Origin of the sequence: Enterobacter sp. SECR19-1250 (genome assembly GCF_013391025.1) — a bacterium.
Lineage (GTDB): Bacteria > Pseudomonadota > Gammaproteobacteria > Enterobacterales > Enterobacteriaceae > Enterobacter > Enterobacter cloacae.
This window is the reverse complement of record NZ_JACASJ010000006.1, coordinates 60,671-82,783: the sequence shown is the minus strand read 5'-3', so window position 1 is coordinate 82,783 and position 22,113 is coordinate 60,671. Positions and strand designations below refer to the sequence as shown.

At 55.5% G+C, this 22,113-nt stretch carries 18 protein-coding genes and 1 pseudogene; 6 read left to right on the top strand and 13 right to left on the bottom strand.

The window, feature by feature from the left end; genetic code table 11:
* Positions 1 to 8 precede the first annotated feature (8 nt).
* Positions 9 to 1,307, bottom strand: a complete 1,299-nt coding sequence (gene rlmD, locus HX884_RS03070) for a 23S rRNA (uracil(1939)-C(5))-methyltransferase RlmD (protein ID WP_013098519.1) — start codon at positions 1,305 to 1,307, stop codon at positions 9 to 11.
* Positions 1,308 to 1,364: 57 nt separating this feature from the next.
* Here rlmD and barA point away from each other — a divergent pair, with 57 nt between their 5' ends.
* Positions 1,365 to 4,124 carry a two-component sensor histidine kinase BarA gene (gene barA / locus HX884_RS03065; RefSeq protein ID WP_178327636.1) on the top strand — a complete coding sequence of 920 codons (2,760 nt, stop codon included), beginning with the start codon at positions 1,365 to 1,367 and terminating at the stop codon, positions 4,122 to 4,124.
* Between the two features lie 70 nt (positions 4,125 to 4,194).
* Here the strand turns inward: barA and HX884_RS03060 are convergent, their stop codons facing one another.
* The 8 genes and pseudogenes from HX884_RS03060 to syd form a co-directional block, all read right to left on the bottom strand.
* Positions 4,195 to 5,334, bottom strand: a complete 1,140-nt coding sequence (locus HX884_RS03060; RefSeq protein WP_040021628.1) for a glycerate kinase — start codon at positions 5,332 to 5,334, stop codon at positions 4,195 to 4,197.
* 77 nt (positions 5,335 to 5,411) lie between these two features.
* On the bottom strand, positions 5,412 to 6,749 hold the full coding sequence (gudD, locus tag HX884_RS03055) for a glucarate dehydratase (RefSeq protein ID WP_029882847.1): 1,338 nt from the start codon (positions 6,747 to 6,749) through the stop codon (positions 5,412 to 5,414).
* Positions 6,750 to 6,764: 15 nt separating this feature from the next.
* A pseudogene (locus tag HX884_RS03050) lies at positions 6,765 to 8,097 on the bottom strand (enolase C-terminal domain-like protein).
* Positions 8,097 to 9,452: a galactarate/glucarate/glycerate transporter GudP gene (gudP, locus tag HX884_RS03045; RefSeq protein ID WP_013098524.1), complete on the bottom strand. Its 1,356-nt coding sequence runs from the start codon at positions 9,450 to 9,452 to the stop codon at positions 8,097 to 8,099. Before gudP ends, HX884_RS03050 begins: the two are co-directional and overlap by 1 nt.
* Before the next feature lie 334 nt (positions 9,453 to 9,786).
* Complete coding sequence (locus tag HX884_RS03040) at positions 9,787 to 10,233, bottom strand: flavodoxin (RefSeq protein WP_155022583.1); 447 nt, start codon at positions 10,231 to 10,233, stop codon at positions 9,787 to 9,789.
* A 15-nt stretch (positions 10,234 to 10,248) separates the two neighbouring features.
* Positions 10,249 to 11,034, bottom strand: coding sequence for a tRNA pseudouridine(65) synthase TruC (gene truC, locus HX884_RS03035; RefSeq protein WP_038983829.1), 786 nt, complete (start codon positions 11,032 to 11,034; stop codon positions 10,249 to 10,251).
* Complete coding sequence (locus HX884_RS03030; RefSeq protein WP_013098527.1) at positions 11,031 to 11,360, bottom strand: YqcC family protein; 330 nt, start codon at positions 11,358 to 11,360, stop codon at positions 11,031 to 11,033. The genes truC and HX884_RS03030 overlap by 4 nt, the downstream gene beginning before the upstream one ends.
* A 630-nt stretch (positions 11,361 to 11,990) precedes the next feature.
* A complete protein-coding gene (syd, locus tag HX884_RS03025; RefSeq protein WP_013098528.1) occupies positions 11,991 to 12,536 on the bottom strand; it encodes a SecY-interacting protein in 546 nt (181 codons plus the stop codon).
* 68 nt (positions 12,537 to 12,604) lie between these two features.
* Between syd and queF the strand changes: the two genes are divergently transcribed.
* The 5 genes from queF to xni all read left to right on the top strand — a co-directional run bounded on the left by queF (position 12,605) and on the right by xni (position 19,036).
* The gene (gene queF, locus HX884_RS03020; RefSeq protein ID WP_178327635.1) at positions 12,605 to 13,447 is read left to right on the top strand and encodes an NADPH-dependent 7-cyano-7-deazaguanine reductase QueF; all 843 of its coding nucleotides are present in this window, start codon (positions 12,605 to 12,607) and stop codon (positions 13,445 to 13,447) included.
* Positions 13,448 to 13,563: 116 nt separating this feature from the next.
* The gene (gene ppnN / locus HX884_RS03015; RefSeq protein WP_013098530.1) at positions 13,564 to 14,928 is read left to right on the top strand and encodes a nucleotide 5'-monophosphate nucleosidase PpnN; all 1,365 of its coding nucleotides are present in this window, start codon (positions 13,564 to 13,566) and stop codon (positions 14,926 to 14,928) included.
* Positions 14,929 to 15,439: 511 nt separating this feature from the next.
* The gene (locus HX884_RS03010) at positions 15,440 to 16,735 is read left to right on the top strand and encodes an HAAAP family serine/threonine permease (protein WP_178327634.1); all 1,296 of its coding nucleotides are present in this window, start codon (positions 15,440 to 15,442) and stop codon (positions 16,733 to 16,735) included.
* A gap of 65 nt (positions 16,736 to 16,800) precedes the next feature.
* A complete protein-coding gene (locus HX884_RS03005; protein WP_020689323.1) occupies positions 16,801 to 18,168 on the top strand; it encodes an L-serine ammonia-lyase in 1,368 nt (455 codons plus the stop codon).
* Between the two features lie 112 nt (positions 18,169 to 18,280).
* Positions 18,281 to 19,036, top strand: a complete 756-nt coding sequence (xni, locus tag HX884_RS03000) for a flap endonuclease Xni (protein ID WP_044157526.1) — start codon at positions 18,281 to 18,283, stop codon at positions 19,034 to 19,036.
* Positions 19,037 to 19,078: 42 nt separating this feature from the next.
* Here xni and rlmM read toward each other — a convergent pair whose 3' ends face one another.
* From rlmM to HX884_RS02980, 4 genes are all read right to left on the bottom strand, one after another.
* Positions 19,079 to 20,179: a 23S rRNA (cytidine(2498)-2'-O)-methyltransferase RlmM gene (rlmM, locus tag HX884_RS02995; RefSeq protein ID WP_013098534.1), complete on the bottom strand. Its 1,101-nt coding sequence runs from the start codon at positions 20,177 to 20,179 to the stop codon at positions 19,079 to 19,081.
* Entirely contained in the window at positions 20,172 to 20,567 is a 396-nt protein-coding gene (locus tag HX884_RS02990; protein WP_003862756.1) for a DUF423 domain-containing protein, read from the bottom strand. The genes rlmM and HX884_RS02990 overlap by 8 nt, the downstream gene beginning before the upstream one ends.
* A 39-nt stretch (positions 20,568 to 20,606) precedes the next feature.
* Positions 20,607 to 21,524: a glycine cleavage system transcriptional regulator GcvA gene (gene gcvA / locus HX884_RS02985; protein WP_023622031.1), complete on the bottom strand. Its 918-nt coding sequence runs from the start codon at positions 21,522 to 21,524 to the stop codon at positions 20,607 to 20,609.
* A gap of 349 nt (positions 21,525 to 21,873) precedes the next feature.
* Complete coding sequence (locus tag HX884_RS02980) at positions 21,874 to 22,101, bottom strand: YgdI/YgdR family lipoprotein (RefSeq protein WP_008499648.1); 228 nt, start codon at positions 22,099 to 22,101, stop codon at positions 21,874 to 21,876.
* Positions 22,102 to 22,113: the final 12 nt, after the last annotated feature.

Here is a 22,113-nt window from a genome sequence, read left to right as displayed (position 1 = left end):
CAAACTAATTAGATGTGCTCGAACAACACCATTGATTCCAGATGCCCAGTGTGCGGGAACATGTCCAGCATTGCCAGACGCTGAATCTGGTAACCCGCGCTGAGTAATGCCTCGCTATCCCGGGCAAGCGTTGCCGGGTTACAGGAAACGTAGACCACGCGTTTCGGGGCGAGTTTAATTATATGCTGCATCACGCCCGGTGCGCCTGCCCGTGCCGGGTCGAGCAGGATTTTGTCAAAGCCCTGTTTTGCCCAGGGCTGCTGCGTGACATCTTCCTCCAGATTTTGATGAAAGAATGTCACATTTTGCAAGCCGTTCTGTTGCGCATTCTCCTGGCCTTTCGCCACCAGCGCGTCGACGCCTTCTACCCCCACAACACTCGCCGCTTTACGGGCCAGCGGCAGCGTGAAATTGCCCATGCCGCAGAAGAGATCAAGCACGCGGTCGGTCGGCTGGACATCCAGCCACGTCAGCGCGGTTTCGATCATCTGCTGATTGACGCCGTCATTAACCTGGATGAAATCCCGCGGACTGAACGTTAAGCGTAGTCCGTTTGACGCATACCAGGGCGCGTCACCTGTAACCTGCTCCAGTATCTCGCTTTGTGGGGCGAGAAAAAGCGCCAGCTCGTGGGAATGCGAAAAGCGTTCCAGTTTTTCGCGGTCTTTTTTGGACAGCGGCGCGGTATGGCGCAGCACCATCAGCGGACCATTGTTTGCCAGGACCAGTTCCACATGCCCGAGGTGGCGAACACTGTCCAGCCCGGACAGGCATGCGTGCACGTCCGGGAGCAATGCCTCAAGACGGGGCACCAAAATGGGGCACTGCCTGATATCGACGATATCGCTGGAGCCCGCTTTGCGAAACCCCATCTCCAGCCGCTCGTTTTTGGGCTGATAGCTTAGGCTCAGCCGCGCGCGACGACGATAGCCCCAGGGTTGGTCGGCAATGATGTCGTCAACGTCATGCCTGAGCAGGCGTGCCAGGGCATTACTCTTACTTTTTTGCTGTAAAACTACGCTGGCATGTTGTTGCTGGCAGCCTCCGCAGACGCCAAAATGCGGGCAGCGTGGCTCTGTGCGCTCCGGGCTGGTGGTCAGACGGCGCTTCACCTTCCCGCGTGCGTACTGGCGTTTATCTTCCGTCAGCGTAATTTCTGCTCGTTCTGTGGGCAGCAAACCTGTTATAAACAGTGTCTTACCATTGTGATGCGCGACGCCCTGACCAAAAGGGTCAAGGTCCGTGGCTTCGACAGTGATGATCTGACGCGTCGTCACGCGTCGCTTTGCAGAGTAGAATTGCGCCATCGCCGGGAATTTTCTCAAATATACATAATTATCTTAATTGTCCCATAACGGAACGCCATGACCAACTACAGCCTGCGCGCGCGCATGATGATTTTGATCCTCGCCCCCACCGTTCTCATCGGTTTGCTGCTGAGCATCTTCTTCGTTGTGCACCGCTATAACGACCTGCAGCGACAGCTGGAAGATGCCGGAGCCAGCATCATCGAACCGCTGGCCGTGTCCAGCGAATACGGGATGAACCTGCAAAACCGCGAATCGATTGGTCAGTTAATCAGTGTGTTGCATCGCCGCCATTCGGATATTGTGCGTGCGATCTCCGTCTATGACGAGCATAACCGGCTGTTCGTCACCTCTAATTTTCATCTTGATCCGGCAGCGTTAAAAATTCCTGACGGTTCGCCGTTCCCGCGCCATCTCACGGTGATGCGACGGGGCGATATTATGATCCTGCGCACGCCGATAATTTCGGAAAGTTATTCGCCGGATGAGTCCGCGCAATCCGACGCCAAGTCCAGCAGCAATATGCTCGGATATGTGGCGCTGGAGCTGGACCTCAAGTCGGTGCGACTGCAGCAGTACAAAGAGATTTTTATCTCCGGCGTGATGATGCTGTTCTGTATCGGTATTGCGCTTATCTTCGGCTGGCGACTGATGCGCGATGTGACCGGGCCCATCCGCAATATGGTCAACACCGTTGACCGCATTCGCCGTGGCCAGCTCGATAGCCGCGTGGAAGGGTTTATGCTGGGCGAACTGGACATGCTGAAAAACGGCATCAACTCGATGGCGATGTCGCTGGCGGCGTATCACGAAGAGATGCAGCATAACGTGGATCAGGCCACTTCGGATCTGCGCGAAACGCTGGAGCAGATGGAGATTCAGAACGTCGAGCTGGATCTGGCGAAAAAGCGTGCCCAGGAGGCAGCCCGAATTAAATCGGAGTTCCTTGCCAATATGTCACACGAGCTGCGTACGCCGCTCAATGGCGTGATTGGCTTTACCCGCCTGACCCTGAAGAGCGAGCTTAACCCCACCCAGCGCGATCACCTGCACACCATTGAACGTTCGGCTAACAATCTGCTGGCGATCATTAATGACGTGCTGGACTTCTCCAAGCTGGAAGCGGGCAAGCTGATTCTGGAGAGCATTCCGTTCCCGCTGCGCAGTACGCTTGATGAGGTGGTTACGCTGCTGGCGCATTCGTCGCACGACAAAGGGCTTGAGCTGACGCTGAACATTAAAAACGACGTGCCGGATAACGTCATCGGCGATCCGCTGCGCCTGCAGCAGGTCATTACCAACCTTGTCGGTAATGCCATCAAATTTACCGAAAGCGGCAACATCGACATTCTGGTGGAAAAACGTGCCATCAGTAATAACAAAGTACAGATTGAAGTTCAGATCCGCGATACCGGCATTGGCATTCCCGAACGGGATCAATCCCGTCTGTTCCAGGCGTTTCGTCAGGCGGATGCGAGTATTTCACGGCGTCACGGTGGTACGGGCCTGGGGCTGGTTATCACGCAAAAACTGGTTAAAGAGATGGGTGGCGATATCTCTTTCCACAGCCAGCCAAACCGGGGGTCGACGTTCTGGTTCCATATCAACCTGAATCTCAACCCGAACGTGCTGACGGACGGCCCGGTGACGGATTGCCTGAAAGGCAAGCGCCTCGCTTACGTGGAGCCGAACGCCGCCGCGGCCCAGTGCACGCTGGACATCTTAAGCACCACGCCGCTGGAGGTGGTCTACAGCCCGACCTTCTCTGCGCTTACCGTTGAGCATTACGACATCCTGCTGATGGGGATCCCGGTCACCTTTACCGGGGAGCTCACCATGCAGCAGGAACGGCTGACGAAAGCCGCATCAATGACCGACTACCTGCTGCTGGCGCTGCCGTGCCATGCGCAAATCAATGCCGAAGAGTTGAAAAACGACGGGGCGGCCGCCTGTCTGCTTAAACCGCTCACCGCCACACGCTTGTTGCCTGCCCTGACGGCCTACTGCCGCCTGAATGAGCATGCCGTGGCGCTGGTTAATGACGAGCAGAGGCTGCCGATGAGCGTGATGGCGGTGGATGATAACCCGGCAAACCTGAAGCTGATTGGCGTGCTGCTTGAGGATCAGGTTCAGCATGTTGAGCTCTGCACCAGCGGTGCTGAGGCGGTTGAACTGGCCAAACAGATGCAGTTCGATTTGATTCTGATGGATATTCAAATGCCGGGTATGGATGGCATTCGCGCCTGCGAGCTTATTCGCCAGCTACCTCATCAGCAGCAAACGCCGGTCATTGCCGTGACCGCGCATGCAATGGCCGGACAGAAAGAGAAGCTGCTCGGCGCCGGAATGAACGATTATCTGGCGAAGCCTATCGACGAAGAGAAACTGCATAACCTGCTGCTGCGCTATAAGCCGGGGCATATCGGCGGTACGTATACCTTATCAGCAGAACCAGTTGAGATTAGCGTGAATCAGAACGCCACCTTTGACTGGCAGCTTGCGTTACGCCAGGCGGCGGGGAAACCCGATTTAGCCCGCGAGATGCTACAGATGCTGGTCGCGTTTCTGCCGGAAATTCGCAATAAGGTAGAAGAACAGCTGGTGGGCGAAAACCCGGAGGAGCTGCTGCAGGCTATCCACAAGCTGCACGGTAGCTGTGGTTACAGCGGCGTGGCCCGCCTGAAAAACCTCTGCCAGCTGCTGGAGCAGCAGCTACGCGCAGGGACACCAGAATCTGAACTGGAACCGGAGTTCCTTGAGCTGCTGGATGAGATGGATAACGTGACGCGGGAAGCGATGAAGGTGTTAGGAAACTGAGGTAAATGCCCGGTGGCGCGACGCTTACCGGGCCTACACCCTCACCCCTCTCCCACTGGGTAAGGGAGAACTACATCCCCTGCCCGAGTTTCAGTACCGCCGCGATATTTCTTGCGGCCATCCTGACGTTCTCGCTGGCATTTTCCAGCGCATCTTCCAGCGAGCAGATGGTGTAAATCACGCTAAACACCGCATCGATGCCGTGATCGTGCACGACGCCAACGTCCGCCGTCAGACTGCCTGCAATCCCGATAACCGGCTTGTTGAAGCGTTTAGCTACCTTCGCCACCCCAACCGGCACTTTGCCGTGGATCGTCTGGCTGTCGATGCGACCTTCACCCGTTATCACCAAATCCGCATCGGCAATCTGGTCAGCCAGATGTAGCGCATCGGTGACGATCTCAATGCCCTGGCGCAGCTGCGCACCGCAGAAGGCATACAGCGCCGCCCCCATTCCACCTGCCGCGCCGCCGCCCGCCAGGTTGAGCACATCCATATCAAGATCCCGGGCAATGATCCGCGCATAGTGCGCAAGCGCATTGTCCAGAGTGATGATCATCTCGGGTGTGGCCCCCTTTTGCGGGCCAAAAACCGCTGATGCGCCCAGCTTACCGGTAAGCGGATTCGTCACATCGCAGGCCACTTCTATGCGGCACTCGGCCAGACGCTTGTCCAGCCCGCTCAGGTCGATACGGGCAAGTTTGCCCAGCTCGCCTCCGCCCTGCCCCAGCGGCTGTTCACGGTCGTCCAGCAGCCTGGCCCCCAGCGCCTGCACCATTCCTGCACCGCCATCATTGGTGGCGCTGCCCCCGATGCCGATGATGATATGCTTAACGCCCGCATCCAGCGCGTGACGGATAAGTTCACCCGTGCCCCAGGAGGTCGTTTTCAGAGGATCGCGCTGCGAAGGTGCAACCAGCTCAAGACCACTGGCCGCCGCCATTTCGATAAAGGCGCTCTTCTCGTCGCCGGATATCCCGTAAAACCCTTCCACGCGATGGCCCAGAGGGCCGGTCACCGGAACATGCACAATGCGTCCCTGCGTTGCCGCGATCATCGCTTCGACGGTGCCTTCACCGCCGTCCGCGACCGGCAGTTTGACGTAAACCGCCTCAGGAAAGATCTCGCGAAAACCCTGCTCTATCGCTGTCGCAACCTCAAGCGCACTCAAACTTTCCTTATACGAGTCCGGTGCGATAACAATTTTCATAAGCCATCCTTACGCATAGTCGTTACGTTAAGCATACACCACGTAAAGAACCGCTCATGGGAGCGGTCCCAATGCGTTTATCGTACCATGCACGGACGTTTATTGTCGAATGTCCACTCTGGGATCAGATACTGCATCGCCATCGCGTCATCGCGCGCACCCAGCCCATGTTTCTGGTACAGCTCGTGGGCTTTCATCACCTGATCCATATCCAGCTCCACGCCCAGACCCGGTGTGGACGGGACCTGCACCATCCCCCCTTTGATTTCAAACGGCGCTTTCGTCAGACGCTGATTGCCTTCCTGCCAGATCCAGTGGGTGTCGATCGCGGTGATCGTGCCCGGCGCGGCAGCGGCCACGTGGGTGAACATCGCCAGCGAGATATCAAAGTGGTTATTGGAGTGCGAGCCCCAGGTCAGACCGAACTCATGGCACATCTGCGCCACACGTACAGAGCCCTGCATCGTCCAGAAATGCGGGTCCGCCAGCGGAATATCGACAGACTGCAGGGACAAAGTGTGCCCCATCTGACGCCAGTCGGTGGCGATCATGTTGGTCGCGGTAGGTAAACCGGTGGCGCGGCGGAACTCCGCCATCACTTCACGGCCAGAGAAACCTTGTTCTGCCCCGCACGGATCCTCCGCGTAGGCCAGCACGCCTTTCAGCTGCTTGCCGATGGCGATCGCCTCATCAAGCGACCAGGCCCCGTTCGGATCCAGCGTGACGCGCGCCTGCGGGAATCGTTTAGCCAGGGCTGAGATAGCTTCCGCCTCTTCTTCCCCGGCCAGCACGCCGCCCTTCAGTTTGAAATCATTAAAACCATATTTTTCGTACGCGGCCTCTGCCAGGCGCACCACCGCATCCGGCGTCATCGCTTCATCGTGGCGGAGTCGGTACCAGTCACATTGCTCGTCCGGCTGGCTCTGATATGGCAACGGCGTCAGGTTGCGGTCGCCAACAAAGAACAGATAGCCCAACATCTCCACTTCGCTGCGTTGCTGCCCCTCACCCAGCAGGGAAGCAACGTTAACCCCCAGGTGTTGACCTAACAGGTCCAGCATGGCGGCTTCGATGCCGGTCACCACGTGGATGGTGGTGCGCAGATCAAACGTTTGCAGCCCACGGCCACCCGCATCGCGATCGGCAAAGGTATTCCGCACGGTATTTAAGACGTTTTTATATTCGCCCAGCGTTTTTCCCACCACCAGCGGGATGGCGTCTTCAAGCGTTTTGCGGATCTTCTCACCGCCCGGGATTTCCCCCACGCCGGTATGCCCGGCGTTATCTTTAATAATGACAATATTGCGGGTGAAAAACGGCGCATGTGCGCCGCTCAGGTTCATCAGCATGCTGTCATGGCCGGCAACCGGAATGATCTGCATGGAAGTAACAACAGGGGTGGTAAAAGTGCTCATGGTGCAATCCTTTTATCAGTGACGTCCAAAAACAGGGCGCTTACGGTCAAATGTCCAGCCAGGGATCAGGTACTGCATCGGCCCGGCATCATTACGCGCGCCGCCCGGCAGTTTTTTATACGCTTCATGCGCCTTGTGGACCTGATCCCAGTCAAGCTCCACGCCCAATCCCGGCGCATCCGGTACCGCGATGGTGCCGTTTTTAATTTCCAGCGGATTTTTCGTCAGGCGGGCCTCACCCTCCTGCCAAATCCAGTGTGTGTCGATAGCGGTTGGGTGACCCGGTGCCGCCGCGCCAACGTGGGTAAACATCGCCAGCGAAATATCGAAATGGTTATTGGAGTGACAACCCCAGGTGAGCCCCCAGTCATCACACAGCTGCGCCACACGCACGGCGCCAGAAAGCGTCCAGAAGTGCGGGTCTGCGAGCGGAATATCGATCGCATTCAGCATGACCGCATGGCCCATTTCACGCCAGTTGGTGGCGATCATGTTCGTAGCGACCGGTGGCACGTCGGAATTCCGCCATCACCTCGCGACCCGAGAAGCCTTGTTCAGCCCCAACCGGATCTTCCGCGTAGGTCAGGACATCCCCCAGTCCTTTGCACAGGGCGATAGCCTCATCCAGCAGCCAGGCACCGTTAGGGTCAACGGTAATGCGGGCATCCGGAAAACGTTTCTTGAGCGCACGCGCGGTTTCAATCTCCTGCTCGCCGGGTAATACCCCGCCTTTGAGTTTGAAGTCTTTAAAACCGTAGCGGTCCTGTGCCGCCTCGGCCAGCCGAACCACCGCGTCACTGGAGAGCGCCTCCTGGTGACGCAGGTGATACCACTCATGGTGGCCCGGCGAGTGCGCCAGATAAGGCAGATCGGTTTTTTGCCGATCGCCAACATAAAACAGATAGCCGAGTACCGTCACCGCGTCACGCTGTTTGCCCGGCCCCAGCAGTTCACAGACCGGAACGTTCAGCGCCTTACCGAGCAAATCGAGCAGGGCGGCCTCCAGCGCGGCGACAGCATTGACGCGCAGCTCAAACGTCCAGGCGCCTTTGCCGAAGGTGTCAAAGTCCGCCGACTGGTTGCCTTTGTGAACACGCTGGACCACTTTATTCAGACGGGCGACCTCCTGGCCGACCACCTGCGGAATGGCGTCTGACAGCGTCTGGAAAATTACCTCACCGCCCGGCGCTTCCCCAACGCCGGTGTTCCCTGCGCTGTCGGTCAGCACCACGATATTGCGGGTAAACCAGGCGTTATGCGCGCCGCCAATATTAAGCAGCATGCTGTCCTGGCCGGCCACCGGGATGACCTTCATGTCGGTAATAACCGGGCTCGATTGTGTTGTCATCAGCCACGCTCCGCTACAGGTTTGAGTTCAATGCGTTTGATATCACCCACCAGCACCAGATAGCTCAGGACCGCCACCAGGGCGTGCACACCCACATAAATCAGCGCACCGTTGAATGAGCCCGTGGTCCCGACGATGTAGCCAATGGCAATCGGGGTGACAATCCCGGAGATGTTGCCGAACATGTTAAACAGACCGCCGCTCAGGCCGCTGATCTCTTTTGGCGCGGTATCCGCCATCACTGCCCAGCCCAGCGCACCAATCCCTTTCCCGAAGAAAGCCATCGCCATAAAGCCGATGATCATCCACTCCGCGCTGACGTAGTTACAGAACACCATGGTCATTGAAAGCAACATGCCGAGCACAATTGGCGTTTTACGGGCGATGTTCAGCGAACCGGTACGACGCATCAGCCAGTCGGAAATCACCCCACCCAGTACGCCCCCCACAAAGCCGCAGATAGCCGGTACGGAGGCGACAAAGCCTGCTTTCAGAATCGACATACCGCGTGCCTGCACCAGATAGACCGGGAACCAGGTGATAAAGAAGTAGGTTAAGGCGTTAATGCAATACTGCCCCAGGTAGATGCCAATCATCATGCGCGAACCGACAAGCTGCTTGATCTGCGCCCATTTCTGGCTCAACGGGACTTTTGCTTTTTGGCTTTTCTGATCCATGTTGATCAGCGCCCCGCCTTCCGCAATGTACTCCAGCTCTTTCTTGTTCACGCCCGGATGTTGGTTCGGCTCGTGGATCACTTTCAGCCAGATAAAGCTGATGACAATCCCCAATCCGCCCATGAAGAAGAAGACGTGTGACCAGCCCACTTCATGCGTCAGCCAGCCCATGATTGGCGCAAAGATCACCGTCGCGAAATACTGGGCAGAGTTAAAAATCGCCACCGCCGTTCCCCTCTCCTGCGCCGGGAACCAGGCGGCCACGATGCGGCTATTACCCGGGAAGGATGGCGCTTCTGCTAACCCCACCAGGAAGCGGAGAGTAAAGAGCGCGACGATAATACCGAAGCCGCTGAAGATATCGACGAAGCCCTGCAACAGGGTAAACATCGACCAGATAAAGATGGACCAGAAGTAGACGCGCTTGGATCCAAAACGATCGAGCAGCCAGCCACCCGGGATCTGTCCAATAACATAGGCCCATGAAAATGCGGAGAAAACATACCCCATGCCAACCGGATCAAGCCCAATGTCTTTTGCCATTTCAGAGCCGGCAATCGACAGCGTGGCGCGGTCACCATAGTTAAAGGACGTGACGATAAACAGCATCACCACTATCCAGTAGCGAGCGTTAGTGCGCTTCTCCGCACTGCTCGCCGCGTGGCTTAATGTACTCATTGTTGCACTCCTGAAACATAGCTTTCGCCTGGTTCACTCTGTACAGCACCGGTAGGGTAATCAGAATGAGATTTGTGTTTGTCGTTTTGGTACGGCCTGAAGCCGTTTTATTGTGACCGGGAAAGTATATGAAGGAGTGACACGTTCTCTCACCGTGCAAAAACACAACATTAAGGGGCATGAGAAAGGTTGTTTGTGGCAAAAGCCTAAAAGAATGGAAGATGGTTCACGGAATTGGCGTTTGGTGCGGAAGTTATCGCCGGGTGGCGGCAACGCCTGACCCGGCCTGAATAACCCGCAGGCCCGCGCAAGCGAAGCGCCGCCGGGCAGGATGTTATTTAAGCAGTGTGGCCCAGTTCTCAACCCACGGGTTTGATTCGCTTTCGGGTTCCGGGTGTTCACCGACGTCAATCAGCAGCATGTCGCCCACGCGCTGGGCGCTCTGTTCCTGCAGGAGTGCGTCGAACTGCTTGCCGCCGCCGCAGAAATTGGCGTAAGAGCTGTCGCCCAGGGCGATGATGCCGTAGTGAACGTCCGGCTGGTAGCCAATGTCTTTAATGCCCTGGAAAAGCGGCACGATGCTGTCCGGCAGATCGCCCTGCCCGGTGGTGGAGGTGACCACCAGAATGTATTTATCTTTATACTTTTCCCAGTCTGCCAGTTCCGGGTCTTCATAAACTGTGGCTTTATGACCCTGGCTTGTGAGTATCGCTTCCGCCTCTTCCGCAACCAGCAGCGAGTTGCCGTACATTGTGCCGACAAAAATGCCTACTTCAGCCATGATATGTTCCCTTAATTATTGCGCTTGCCGTTCATCCTGAACGTTGCCAGATACAAACTCAACCCTTTCATTTTTGGGGAGTTGCCCCAGCCAGCCAAACTGTGACAGCGCCTGCATCCAGACATCATCCAGCCCCGCATGGATCGTCAGAGGTTTGCCGGTAAACGGATGAGTCAGGCTCAGTTCGCTTGCGTGCAGCATCAGACGATCGCAACCAAAATGTTCAGCCGCACTGCGGTTCTGGCGCAGATCGCCATGCTTGCTGTCGCCGATAATCGGATGTCGCAAATGCTTCAGGTGTCGGCGGAGCTGGTGTTTACGCCCGGTTTTGGGCAAAAGCTCAACCAGACTGTAGCGAGTGGTGGGAAATTTGCTGGTTGCCACCGGCATTTCAGTCGTCGCCATACCGCGATACTCGGTTACCGCAGGTTGCGGACCTTTGTCATCACGGGCAAATTTATCGGCGATTTTGTCCAGTTCTTCCACCAGAGGATAGTCAAGCGTGGCGGCTTCTGTCAGCCAGCCACGCACGATCGCGTGGTAGCGTTTCTGGATCTGATGCTGCTCAAACTGCTGCGCCAGCAGACGACCCGCTTCGCTGGACAGTCCCATTAGCAATACACCGGAGGTGGGTCTGTCCAGGCGATGGGCGGTAAACACATGCTGACCAATCTGGTCGCGCACGGTCTGCATCACGACCACCTTCTCGTCACGATCCAGCCAGCTGCGGTGCACCAGCCATCCCGACGGTTTGTTCACTGCCACCAGCCACTCATCCTGATAGAGGATCTCAAGCGTCATGCGTCATCACCGGCGAACAGCGCATCCAGCTTTTCCAGCTCAGCCAGCATGACAGCACGCGCCGGGTGGGTGGCCTCCAGCGCCATTTCATAGTAAGGCGAGACCGCAAACGCCTGCGGCAGCGGATGACCACCCTCCAGCAGCGCATGCATACGGGGAATTAACACCCACTGGAGCCACTCAAACGGTGCCAGCGTATCCAGGCAGAACGGCTGGGTACTTGCGAACGCCTCTGGCTGCGGCGCGGTCTCCTGCCACAGCTGATGTTGGCGCAAAAGAGCTTCGATGGCGTGCAACCGGGCACGAACGCTATCGTGTTGCGTCATAGTAACCTCAACTGAAAAAATGAACGGCGCGCAGCATAGCATTGCAGGCAGCAGAAATAAAAAAAGGGAGCACTGTAAAAACAGTGCTCCCGGTTCGTTTCGCAGCATTCCAGCTACAATTTATGCTCCCTGCTCTTCCGTGACAACTTTTCCTGAAGCCCGAAGGCCTGTTCATCCGTAAACTGTTTGCATCCTGCGCACATCGTCCTGATGTGTCTGTTTCATCCTGAAACGTCCTGGCCATCCTGACCCACCGATCATCCTGAGCGGCTCTCGTTCTCCTTCCTGGAGGTGTCCCTTACGCGTCCTGCGTGATCCTTTGCTTCATCCTGAAGCCTTCCTGCAGCGCCATCCTGACGTGTCCTGTGTGAGAAGCGCCATCATCCTGATGTTCGTTTCTCGTGTCGGCGTCCTGTCGACAGAGATAGAATCCGCTATTCCGCTTCGTCTTACAACCCACCCTGTAAGCGTTGTCAGCCTCTGAAAAGCGGGTTTGCTGCGTCAGAATTTTATTAATCCTTTGATAATTATCATAATATTTTTCTTAATTACGTAAGGTAATACTGATCGTTGCGGCGATCTCTCACAAACCGTGTAAGAGATCTCTCACACGCGCTGTAGCATGATGGATTACAGAAGCGGCTCAAGTCGGGTAAGGAAATCCGCAAGTGAGGGGGCGAGGGTCTCGCGATTGCGGGTGCCGATTGTCTCTTTGATCACTTCACCAGACAGGTTGCAGACGGAAATAACATCCAGTTCACTGTCCAGCGTGGCAATAAAGAGTGTCGGAGAAAGCTTAAGGCGTTTTTGCGTGACCAGATGACCAATCAGGTTTTCCTGAACACGCTGCAGATCGTCTTCGCTCCAGGTCTGCAACAGCGTCAGCGTTACCTCACCAAAGCGGGCAGGCATATCCCCTGCAAACTGCGTGGTGTAGAACGCGTGAACCGCTGGTTGTACCACAATGTCCATTGCCCGTTCAACCGCATTTACATTCTCCTCGACAGACCAGGGCTGCGGCTGCCAGATAACGTAGTCGTCCACCGAAGAGATAATGCAGGGCGAAGGCACACCATAGAGATCAGCACTTTGCGGCCAGGTGCCCCGGGTGTCATGCCATGCGTCGCAGTAACGGGTCGTGAAGGTCTTAAGGGCATTTGCAGTTTCGATATCCACCGATTTCTCTCTTCTGGTAAGACAGGATAAACTCAGCCCTAAGTGTACCTGTAAAGTGACTATGAAACATGTCTTACGAAAATCATCAGGCGTTAAGTGGCTTAACGCTGGGTAAATCGACCGATTACCGCGACACCTACGATGCCAGCCTGCTGCAGGGCGTTCCGCGCAGCCTTAACCGCGATCCTTTAGGGCTGCGTGCAGACGCGCTGCCGTTTGTCGGCGGTGATATCTGGACGCTGTATGAGCTCTCCTGGCTGAATGCTCGCGGTCTGCCGCAGGTGGCGGTAGGCCAGGTTGAGCTGGATCATGCCAGCCTTAACCTGGTGGAATCCAAAAGCTTCAAGCTGTATCTCAACAGTTTTAATCAGACCAAATTCACCAGCCTGGAAGAGGTTCAGCACACGCTGGAGCGTGATTTACGCGCCTGTGCCCAGGGCAACGTGACCGTTGCCCTGTATCGCCTGAATGAACTGGAAGGCCAACCTGTCGCCCATTTTAACGGCACCTGCATCGACGATCAGGATATCGAGGTGGATAACTATGAGTTCAGCGCCGGGTACCTGGAAAATGCGGCAAGCGGGAAGATCGTGGAAGAGACGCTGGTCAGCCATCTGCTGAAGTCCAACTGCCTGATCACCCACCAGCCGGACTGGGGTTCTGTGCAAATCCAGTATCACGGCCCCAAAATTGACCGGGAAAAGCTGCTGCGCTATCTGGTGTCGTTCCGCCATCACAATGAATTCCACGAGCAGTGCGTGGAGCGCATCTTCAGCGATATTCAGCGCTTCTGCCAGCCAGAAACGCTGAGCGTGTACGCGCGCTACACCCGTCGTGGCGGGCTGGATATTAACCCGTGGCGCACCAATACCGATTTTGTGCCTGCGACGGGCCGACTCGTGCGTCAGTAATATAAATATTTTCACAATATGCGCGGGTAATGCAGCGCTTTAGGTTGTGAAACGTCACGCGGCAGGGCTATTGTAATCAGCAGGGAATGACGATAATCGTCCCATAAGGAGCTCACTTGATTACACATATTAGCCCGCTTGGCTCAATGGATATGTTGTCGCAGCTGGAAGTGGACATGCTTAAACGCACGGCCAGCAGCGATCTTTATCAACTGTTTCGTAACTGTTCACTTGCCGTACTGAACTCCGGAAGCCTGACAGACAACAGTAAAGAACTGTTATCCCGCTTCGAAAGCTTTGATATCAACGTGCTGCGCCGCGAGCGCGGCGTGAAACTTGAAGTGATCAACCCGCCGGAAGAGGCCTTCGTCGACGGGCGGATTATTCGTTCCCTGCAGGCCAACCTGTTTGCCGTGCTGCGTGACATCCTGTTTGTTAACGGGCAGATCCACAACGCGGGCCGCTTCCAGCATCTTGACCTGGAAAGCTCGGTTCATATCACCAACCTGGTGTTTTCTATTCTGCGTAACGCCCGTGCCCTGCACGTTGGCGAAGCACCGAATATGGTCGTCTGCTGGGGCGGTCACTCCATTAACGAAACCGAATACCTGTACGCCCGTCGGGTGGGTACCCAGCTTGGTCTGCGTGAGCTGAATATCTGCACCGGCTGTGGCCCAGGCGCGATGGAAGCGCCAATGAAAGGTGCCGCCGTGGGTCATGCCCAGCAGCGTTATAAAGAGGGGCGCTTTATCGGCATGACCGAGCCGTCGATCATCGCCGCTGAGCCACCTAACCCGCTGGTCAACGAGCTGATTATCATGCCGGATATCGAAAAGCGTCTGGAAGCGTTTGTCCGTATCGCTCACGGCATCATCATCTTCCCCGGCGGCGTGGGTACGGCAGAGGAGCTGCTCTATCTGCTGGGGATCCTGATGAACCCGGCCAACAAAGATCAGGTTCTGCCGCTGATCCTGACCGGGCCGAAAGAGAGTGCCGACTACTTCCGCGTGCTGGACGAGTTTATCGTGCATACGCTGGGTGAAGCCGCGCGTCGTCACTATCGCATTATCATTGACGATGCGGCAGAAGTGGCGCGTCAGATGAAAAAAGCGATGCCGCTGGTGAAAGAGAACCGTCGTGATACCGGTGATGCCTACAGCTTTAACTGGTCAATCCGTATTGCGCCGGATCTGCAGATCCCGTTCGAGCCTTCGCATGAGAATATGGCGAACCTGAAACTCTATCCTGACCAGCCGGTAGAAGTGCTGGCCGCCGACCTGCGACGCGCCTTCTCGGGCATTGTGGCGGGTAACGTGAAAGAGGTGGGGATCCGCGCCATTGAGCAGTTTGGCCCGTATAAGATCCACGGTGACCCGGAGATGATGCGCCGCATGGACGACATGCTGCAGGGCTTTGTCGCCCAACACCGTATGAAGCTGCCGGGCTCGGCGTATATTCCTTGCTACGAAATCTGCACATAACACGTTAATCGTTCTTCTGAGGGCCGGGGCGCGTTCTGCCGTTACCTGGCCTTTTTTTCGCATCAATTCATAGTCATTGCTTATAGAATTTATAAACTGCACGCCTACGCAAACGATTACCTGAATTTTAAAACCATAAATTATCAGCTTTAAGGCAAATTACTCATCAGAAAATCCTAAAACCCACCATCTTTACAGCGCAAGACACCTATCTTCGGGGGCGCTCTTTCCGGACATATGTTGTTAATGATAGCCTTCGCGCCCGTAAATTCTCTTTGATGTTTTTTTAACAGAGAAATGGTCTAAATATACCTACATCATGAGTGGATTATTGCATTTGGGATCGCGATCACTGATACATTCATAAGTAGAATGTATCTTTCCGCCCGCCAATAGTTACGGGTGAAAATTATTAAAAAACCGTCACTGAACGAATTTCATATTACCGTCAGGCATTTTTTCATCGGATTTGACTACAAACCTGACAATTTGCTTCCTCCAGGAGATACAGATGGAAACCACTCAAACCAGCACCGTTGCTTCGATTGAATCCCGAAGTGGTTGGCGCAAAACGGATACCATGTGGATGCTTGGCCTTTACGGCACAGCAATCGGCGCTGGTGTACTGTTCCTTCCTATCAACGCAGGCGTCGGCGGTCTGATCCCGCTGATCATTATGGCCATCATCGCGTTCCCGATGACCTTCTTCGCACACCGCGGCCTGACCCGCTTCGTGCTGTCCGGTAAAAACCCGGGCGAAGACATCACTGAAGTGGTTGAAGAGCATTTCGGCGTTGGCGCTGGGAAACTGATTACCCTGCTCTACTTCTTCGCCATTTACCCGATTCTGCTGGTTTACAGCGTGGCGATCACCAACACCGTTGAAAGCTTCATGACGCACCAGCTGCAGATAACGCCGCCACCGCGTGCCATTCTCTCCCTGATCCTGATCGTCGGTATGATGACCATCGTGCGCTTCGGCGAGCAGATGATCGTTAAAGCGATGAGCGTTCTGGTGTTCCCGTTTGTTGCCGCACTGATGGTGCTGGCCTGCTACCTGATCCCACAGTGGAACGGTGCTGCGCTGGAAACCCTCTCCCTGAGCAGCGCATCTGCAACCGGTAACGGCCTGATGATGACCCTGTGGCTGGCGATTCCGGTAATGGTCTTCTCCTTTAACCACTCCCCGATCATCTCTTCCTTCGCCGTGGCGAAGCGTGAAGAGTACGGCGCAGGCGCAGAGAAGAAGTGCTCCAGCATCCTGGCACGTGCACACATCATGATGGTGCTGACCGTAATGTTCTTCGTCTTCAGCTGCGTACTGAGCCTCTCCCCGGCGGACCTGGCAGCAGCGAAAGAGCAGAACATCTCCATTCTGTCTTACCTGGCGAACCACTTTAACGCACCGATTATTGCGTGGATGGCACCGATCATCGCCATTATCGCCATCACCAAATCCTTCCTCGGCCACTACCTGGGCGCACGTGAAGGTTTTAACGGTATGGTGATCAAATCTCTGCGCGGTAAAGGCAAGAGCATTGAAATCAGCAAGCTGAACAAAATCACTGCACTGTTCATGCTGCTTACCACCTGGGCCGTTGCTACGCTGAACCCAAGCATCCTGGGCATGATTGAAACCCTGGGCGGTCCGGTTATCGCGATGATTCTGTTCCTGATGCCAATGTACGCAATTCAGAAAGTCCCTGCTATGCGTAAGTACAGCGGTCATATGAGCAACATCTTTGTGGTCATCATGGGGCTTATCGCTATCTCTGCGATCTTCTACTCCCTGTACACCATGTTCTGATTATCACCCGCGCCGTCCCCGGACGGCGCACTCCTTCCTCTCTGACTGAAAGCAATGGACGCATCATGATTAGCGTATTCGATATCTTCAAAATCGGTATTGGTCCTTCCAGCTCTCACACTGTCGGACCAATGAAAGCCGGTAAGCAGTTCACGGATGACTTGATTGCACGCGGCATCTTGCACGACATCACCCGCGTGGTTGTCGATGTGTACGGCTCGCTTTCCCTGACCGGAAAAGGCCACCATACCGATATCGCCATTATCATGGGCCTGGCGGGAAACCTGCCGGATACCGTTGATATTGATGCGATCCCTGGCTTCATCCAGGACGTAAACACCCACGGTCGCCTGCTGCTGGCAAACGGCGAACACGAAGTGGAATTCCCGGTTGACCATTGCATGAATTTCCATGCGGACAACCTGTCGCTGCACGAAAACGGCATGCGCATTACCGCGCTGGCCGGCGACACCGCGGTTTACAGCCAGACCTATTACTCTATCGGCGGCGGGTTTATTGTCGACGAAGACCACTTTGGTCAAACCAGCACCTCTTCTGTCGACGTGCCGTATCCGTACAAAACTGCGGCCGATCTCCAGCGTCACTGTCAGGAGACGGGGCTTTCCCTCTCCGGTCTGATGATGAAAAACGAGCTGGCCCTGCACAGCAAAGCGGAGCTGGAACAGCACTTTGCTAACGTCTGGGAGGTGATGCGCGGCGGGATTGAACGCGGGATCACCACCGAAGGCGTTCTGCCCGGTAAGCTTCGCGTACCGCGTCGTGCGGCCGCGCTGCGCCGTATGCTGGTGAGCACCGATAAAACGACCACCGACCCAATGGCCGTCGTAGACTGGATCAACATGTTCGCCCTGGCGGTGAACGAAGAGAACGCCGCAGGGGGGCGCGTGGTCACGGCGCCAACCAACGGCGCCTGCGGTATCGTTCCGGCCGTGCTGGCCTACTACGACAAGTTTATCCGTGAAGTGAATGCCAACTCGCTGGCGCGCTACCTGCTGGTCGCCAGTGCGATTGGTTCTCTGTATAAGATGAACGCCTCCATTTCCGGCGCGGAAGTGGGCTGTCAGGGGGAAGTGGGCGTGGCCTGTTCCATGGCCGCTGCGGGTCTGGCAGAGCTGTTAGGCGCAAGCCCGGCGCAGGTCTGCATTGCCGCCGAAATCGGCATGGAGCATAACCTGGGGCTGACCTGTGACCCGGTTGCCGGACAGGTTCAGGTGCCGTGTATCGAACGTAACGCGATCGCCTCCGTGAAGGCAGTGAACGCCGCACGAATGGCGCTGCGCCGCACCAGCGAGCCACGCGTCTGCCTCGATAAGGTTATCGAAACCATGTACGAAACCGGTAAAGATATGAACGCCAAATACCGTGAAACCTCTCGCGGTGGTCTGGCAATGAAGATCGTGACCTGCGATTAAGCCTCTCAGGAAGCCTCGTTTTGCGAGGCTTCTTCCTGTTTTCCCCACCGCGCATAGTTTCATACCGCTGACAGTGTTACCCTTCCTTCATGAGATAGAAGGGAGATTATCTGTGGCTGTTCATTTGCTTATCGTCGACGCGCTCAACCTGATTCGCCGGATCCATGCAGTGCAAGGCACGCCCTGTAAGGACACCTGTTTGCACGCGCTGGAGCAACTTATTCGCCACAGCGAACCGACGCATGTCGTGGCCGTATTTGATGACGAGGCGCGTAATTCCGGCTGGCGACATCAGCGTTTGCCAGACTATAAAGCCGGACGGGCCCCCATGCCGGACGATTTGCATTCAGAAATGCCGATGATTCGCTCGGCATTCGAAAAGCGCGGCGTGCCCTGCTGGGGCGCCCAGGGCAATGAAGCGGACGATCTCGCGGCGACGCTTGCGGTCAAAGTGGCCAGCGCCGGGCATCAGGCAACCATTGTGTCGACGGATAAAGGCTACTGCCAGCTGCTCTCACCCACTATCCGCATTCGTGATTACTTCCAGAAACGCTGGCTCGACGCCCCGTTTATTGCCAGTGAATTTGGCGTCTCACCTGAGCAACTTCCTGACTACTGGGGGCTGGCGGGGATCAGCAGCTCTAAAGTGCCGGGCGTTGCCGGTATTGGGCCTAAAAGCGCCGCACAGCTGCTGACGGATTTTCAGAACCTGGAAGGGATCTACGCCCGGCTCGATGAAGTTCCGGAAAAATGGCGTAAGAAGCTGGAGGCCCATAAAGAAATGGCCTTTATCTGCCGGGATGTGGCGACGTTACAGACGGATTTACAGCTGGACGGGAATTTGCAGCAGTTGAGGTTAGAGCGTTAAAAGTCCCCTCTCCCCGTTGGGGAGAGGGTTAGGATGAGGGGCCTATCGCTCGTCGCGACGCCCGCCCACGGCCGCCCACCAGCGACGAATATGCACCGTCACCTCTTCGCGATCGTGATACAGCTGACGCGCCTGGATCTCCACGTTAATGCCGTGTTCATCCAGTTGCTGCTGAATATAGGCCAGGTTCTGAGAGACCTCCTCATAGCGCTTTTTCATTGGCAGCTTGAGGTTAAAAATCGTCTCACGGCACCAGCCGTTCACCAGCCAGGAGGCCATCAGTGCCGCCACTTTCGCTGGTTTTTCCACCATATCGCATACCATCCAGGAGATGTTATTGCGGGTTGGACGATAGCGGAAACCGTCTTCACGCAGCCACGTGACCTGCCCGGTGTCCATCAGGCTTTGCGCCATCGGACCGTTATCAACAGACGACACCCACATGTTGCGTTTCACCAGCTGATAGGTCCAGCCACCGGGGCACGCGCCGAGATCGACCGCGTACATACCGTTGGCCAGACGCTCATCCCACTCATCCGCCGGAATAAAGACGTGAAACGCCTCTTCCAGCTTCAGGGTTGAACGGCTCGGCGCATCAGCCGGGAACTTCAGGCGTGGGATCCCCATAAAGAACGGAGAGTTGTTGTTGGTATAAGAGTAACCGGCGTAGCAGCAGCCCGGGGCAATAAAGAAGATATGCACGACTGGACGTTTTGGCGTTTCGTAGTTTGTCAGCACGCCGGCATCACGCAGCGCCGCGCGCAGCGGTACGGTGAACTTACGGCAGAACTTCATCAGCTCTTTGCTTTCGTTGGTGTCGGCCACTTCAACGCGCAAATCGCCCCCCTTCTCGACCACGCCCTGCAGCATGCCCACAATCGGGGTGATGCGATCTTCTGGCGGGAGATCTTTCAGCAACTCACCCGCGACAAACATCTGGCGCGCAAAGATCAGTGAACTGAACGGCAGCTCGCGTGCCAGCTTATCCGCATCGTCAGGCTGGTAGCATTCGAACACCACATAGCCCGCATTATCCTTAACGCGCGCAAAACCGAACACTTCTCGCTTCGCCGCTTTATCCGTAATTTCCGCGGCGCACTCTTTCTCAAACCCCGGGCGACAATATAAAACAACCTTATTCATGAACAACGCCCTTGCGTTTCAGACGGATAGCTCCGATAAACATTAATACCCACCCTGCCAGGAAGCTGACGCCGCCGACAGGTGTAACAAACGCCCACAGGCGCAAATGCGAGAGCGCAAGGCAGTAAAGGCTGCCGCTGAACAGCACCGTACCCAGCGCCAGGAAAACGCTGCTCCAGTAAAACCAGATGCTGATGCGGCGCTGCATCGCTACCGCCAGCCCAAAAATAGCCAGCGTATGGAACGCCTGGTATTCAAGGCCGGTCTGGATCCAGCCCATCTCCACCACGCCCAAAGACTTGCTTAAGACATGTGCGCCAAACGCGCCCAGTGCAACAAAAATAAAGCCACTCACCGCGGCAAAAATCAGCATGAATCGGCTGGTCATGTTTCAGTCCTAAAGTAATGCGTGCCCGGCACACAAAAGTTATTGTTCATACCTGAAGCGGAATTTTTCTTGCTCGCTCGCCGCTTTCGCCAGTATCCACTGCCGGAAAGCGGCTATTTTACCCAGTTCTGCCTGACTGTCATGACAAACCAGATAAAACGCATTCTTGCTGACCAGTACATCATTAAAAGGGCAAACCAGACGGCCGGCCTCAATTTCGGACTGCGCCATGACGTTGTTCGCCAACGCAATGCCCTGTCCGTGAATGGCAGCCTGTAGCACCATCGCACTGTGGCTAAAGATGGGGCCCTGCTGCACGTTTATATGATTAAGACCTAATTGACGGGTATAAGTTTGCCAGTCGCGGCGAGAAGCATCGTGTAACAGCGTATGTTGTGCCAGATCGGCGGGCGTTTTTAACGCTTTATCGCCTGTCAAAAGCAGCGGTGAACAGACTGGCAGCAGATATTCTGCGTATAATTTCTCGACACGCAAGCCCGGCCAGTTACCACGCCCATAAAAAATGGCAACGTCCACATCGTCCGCCAGTTTGTCTTCCTGACGATCCACCGCCTGGATCCTGACATCAATTCCCGGATAAGCTGAGTTAAAGCTTGAGAGTCTGGGCACCAGCCACTGAATGGCAAAACTGGGCAATAAACTGACCGTCAGTGCGCCTTTTGCACTCCTGGCCTGCAGCTTGCGCGTGGCTTCCGTGAGCTGGGAAAAAATCTCTTTAATATCCTGAAAATAGCTCTGCCCCTCTTCCGTCAGCAACAGCGAACGGTTGCGTCGGCGAAACAGCTTGAGGCCCAGAAAATCCTCCAGGGACTTGATTTGGTGACTTACTGCGGCCTGTGTCACAAAAAGCTCATCTGCTGCGCGGGTGAAGCTTAGATGACGTGCTGCTGCATCAAAAACACGTAATGCATTTAGGGGTGGCAATCGCTTGGACATGGTTATCTGGCTTAGATGTTAACGAGATTTAACAAACAGGAAACAACGTTTAACCTATTAGTTTTTTTTATCTGAGCCATTATAATTTGTCCGTTGAGGAACTACCAGCAAATACCTATAGTGGCGGCACTTCCTGAGCCGGAACGAGAAGCTTTTTTTGGAATGCGTGTTCTGAAGAGCTTTTGGCTTACGGTTGTGATGTTGTGTTGTTGTGTTTGCAATTGGTCTGCGATTCAGACCACGGTAGCAACGCTACCAATTTTTCACTTCCTGTACATTTACCCTGTCTGTCCATAGTGATTAATGTAGCACCGCCAATTTGCGGTGCTTTTTTTTGCTTAGCGATCTGTTAATGCTCGATCTCTTTCATCTCTTTCACGTCCGTGCGGTTGATCTGCTGCTTGTTCCCGTTAGCATCTTTATATGAAATCATCCCGGTATCGTTATCGGTTGTCGGTTTCCCTTCCGAAACAATGGAACGACCATCGTTAGTGTGCATGACGTAGTTGTTACCAGAACAGGCGCTCAGGGCAAAAGTAAACGCACAGGCAGAAATGATTGCAGCTGTCTTATTCATGATTCTTCTCCT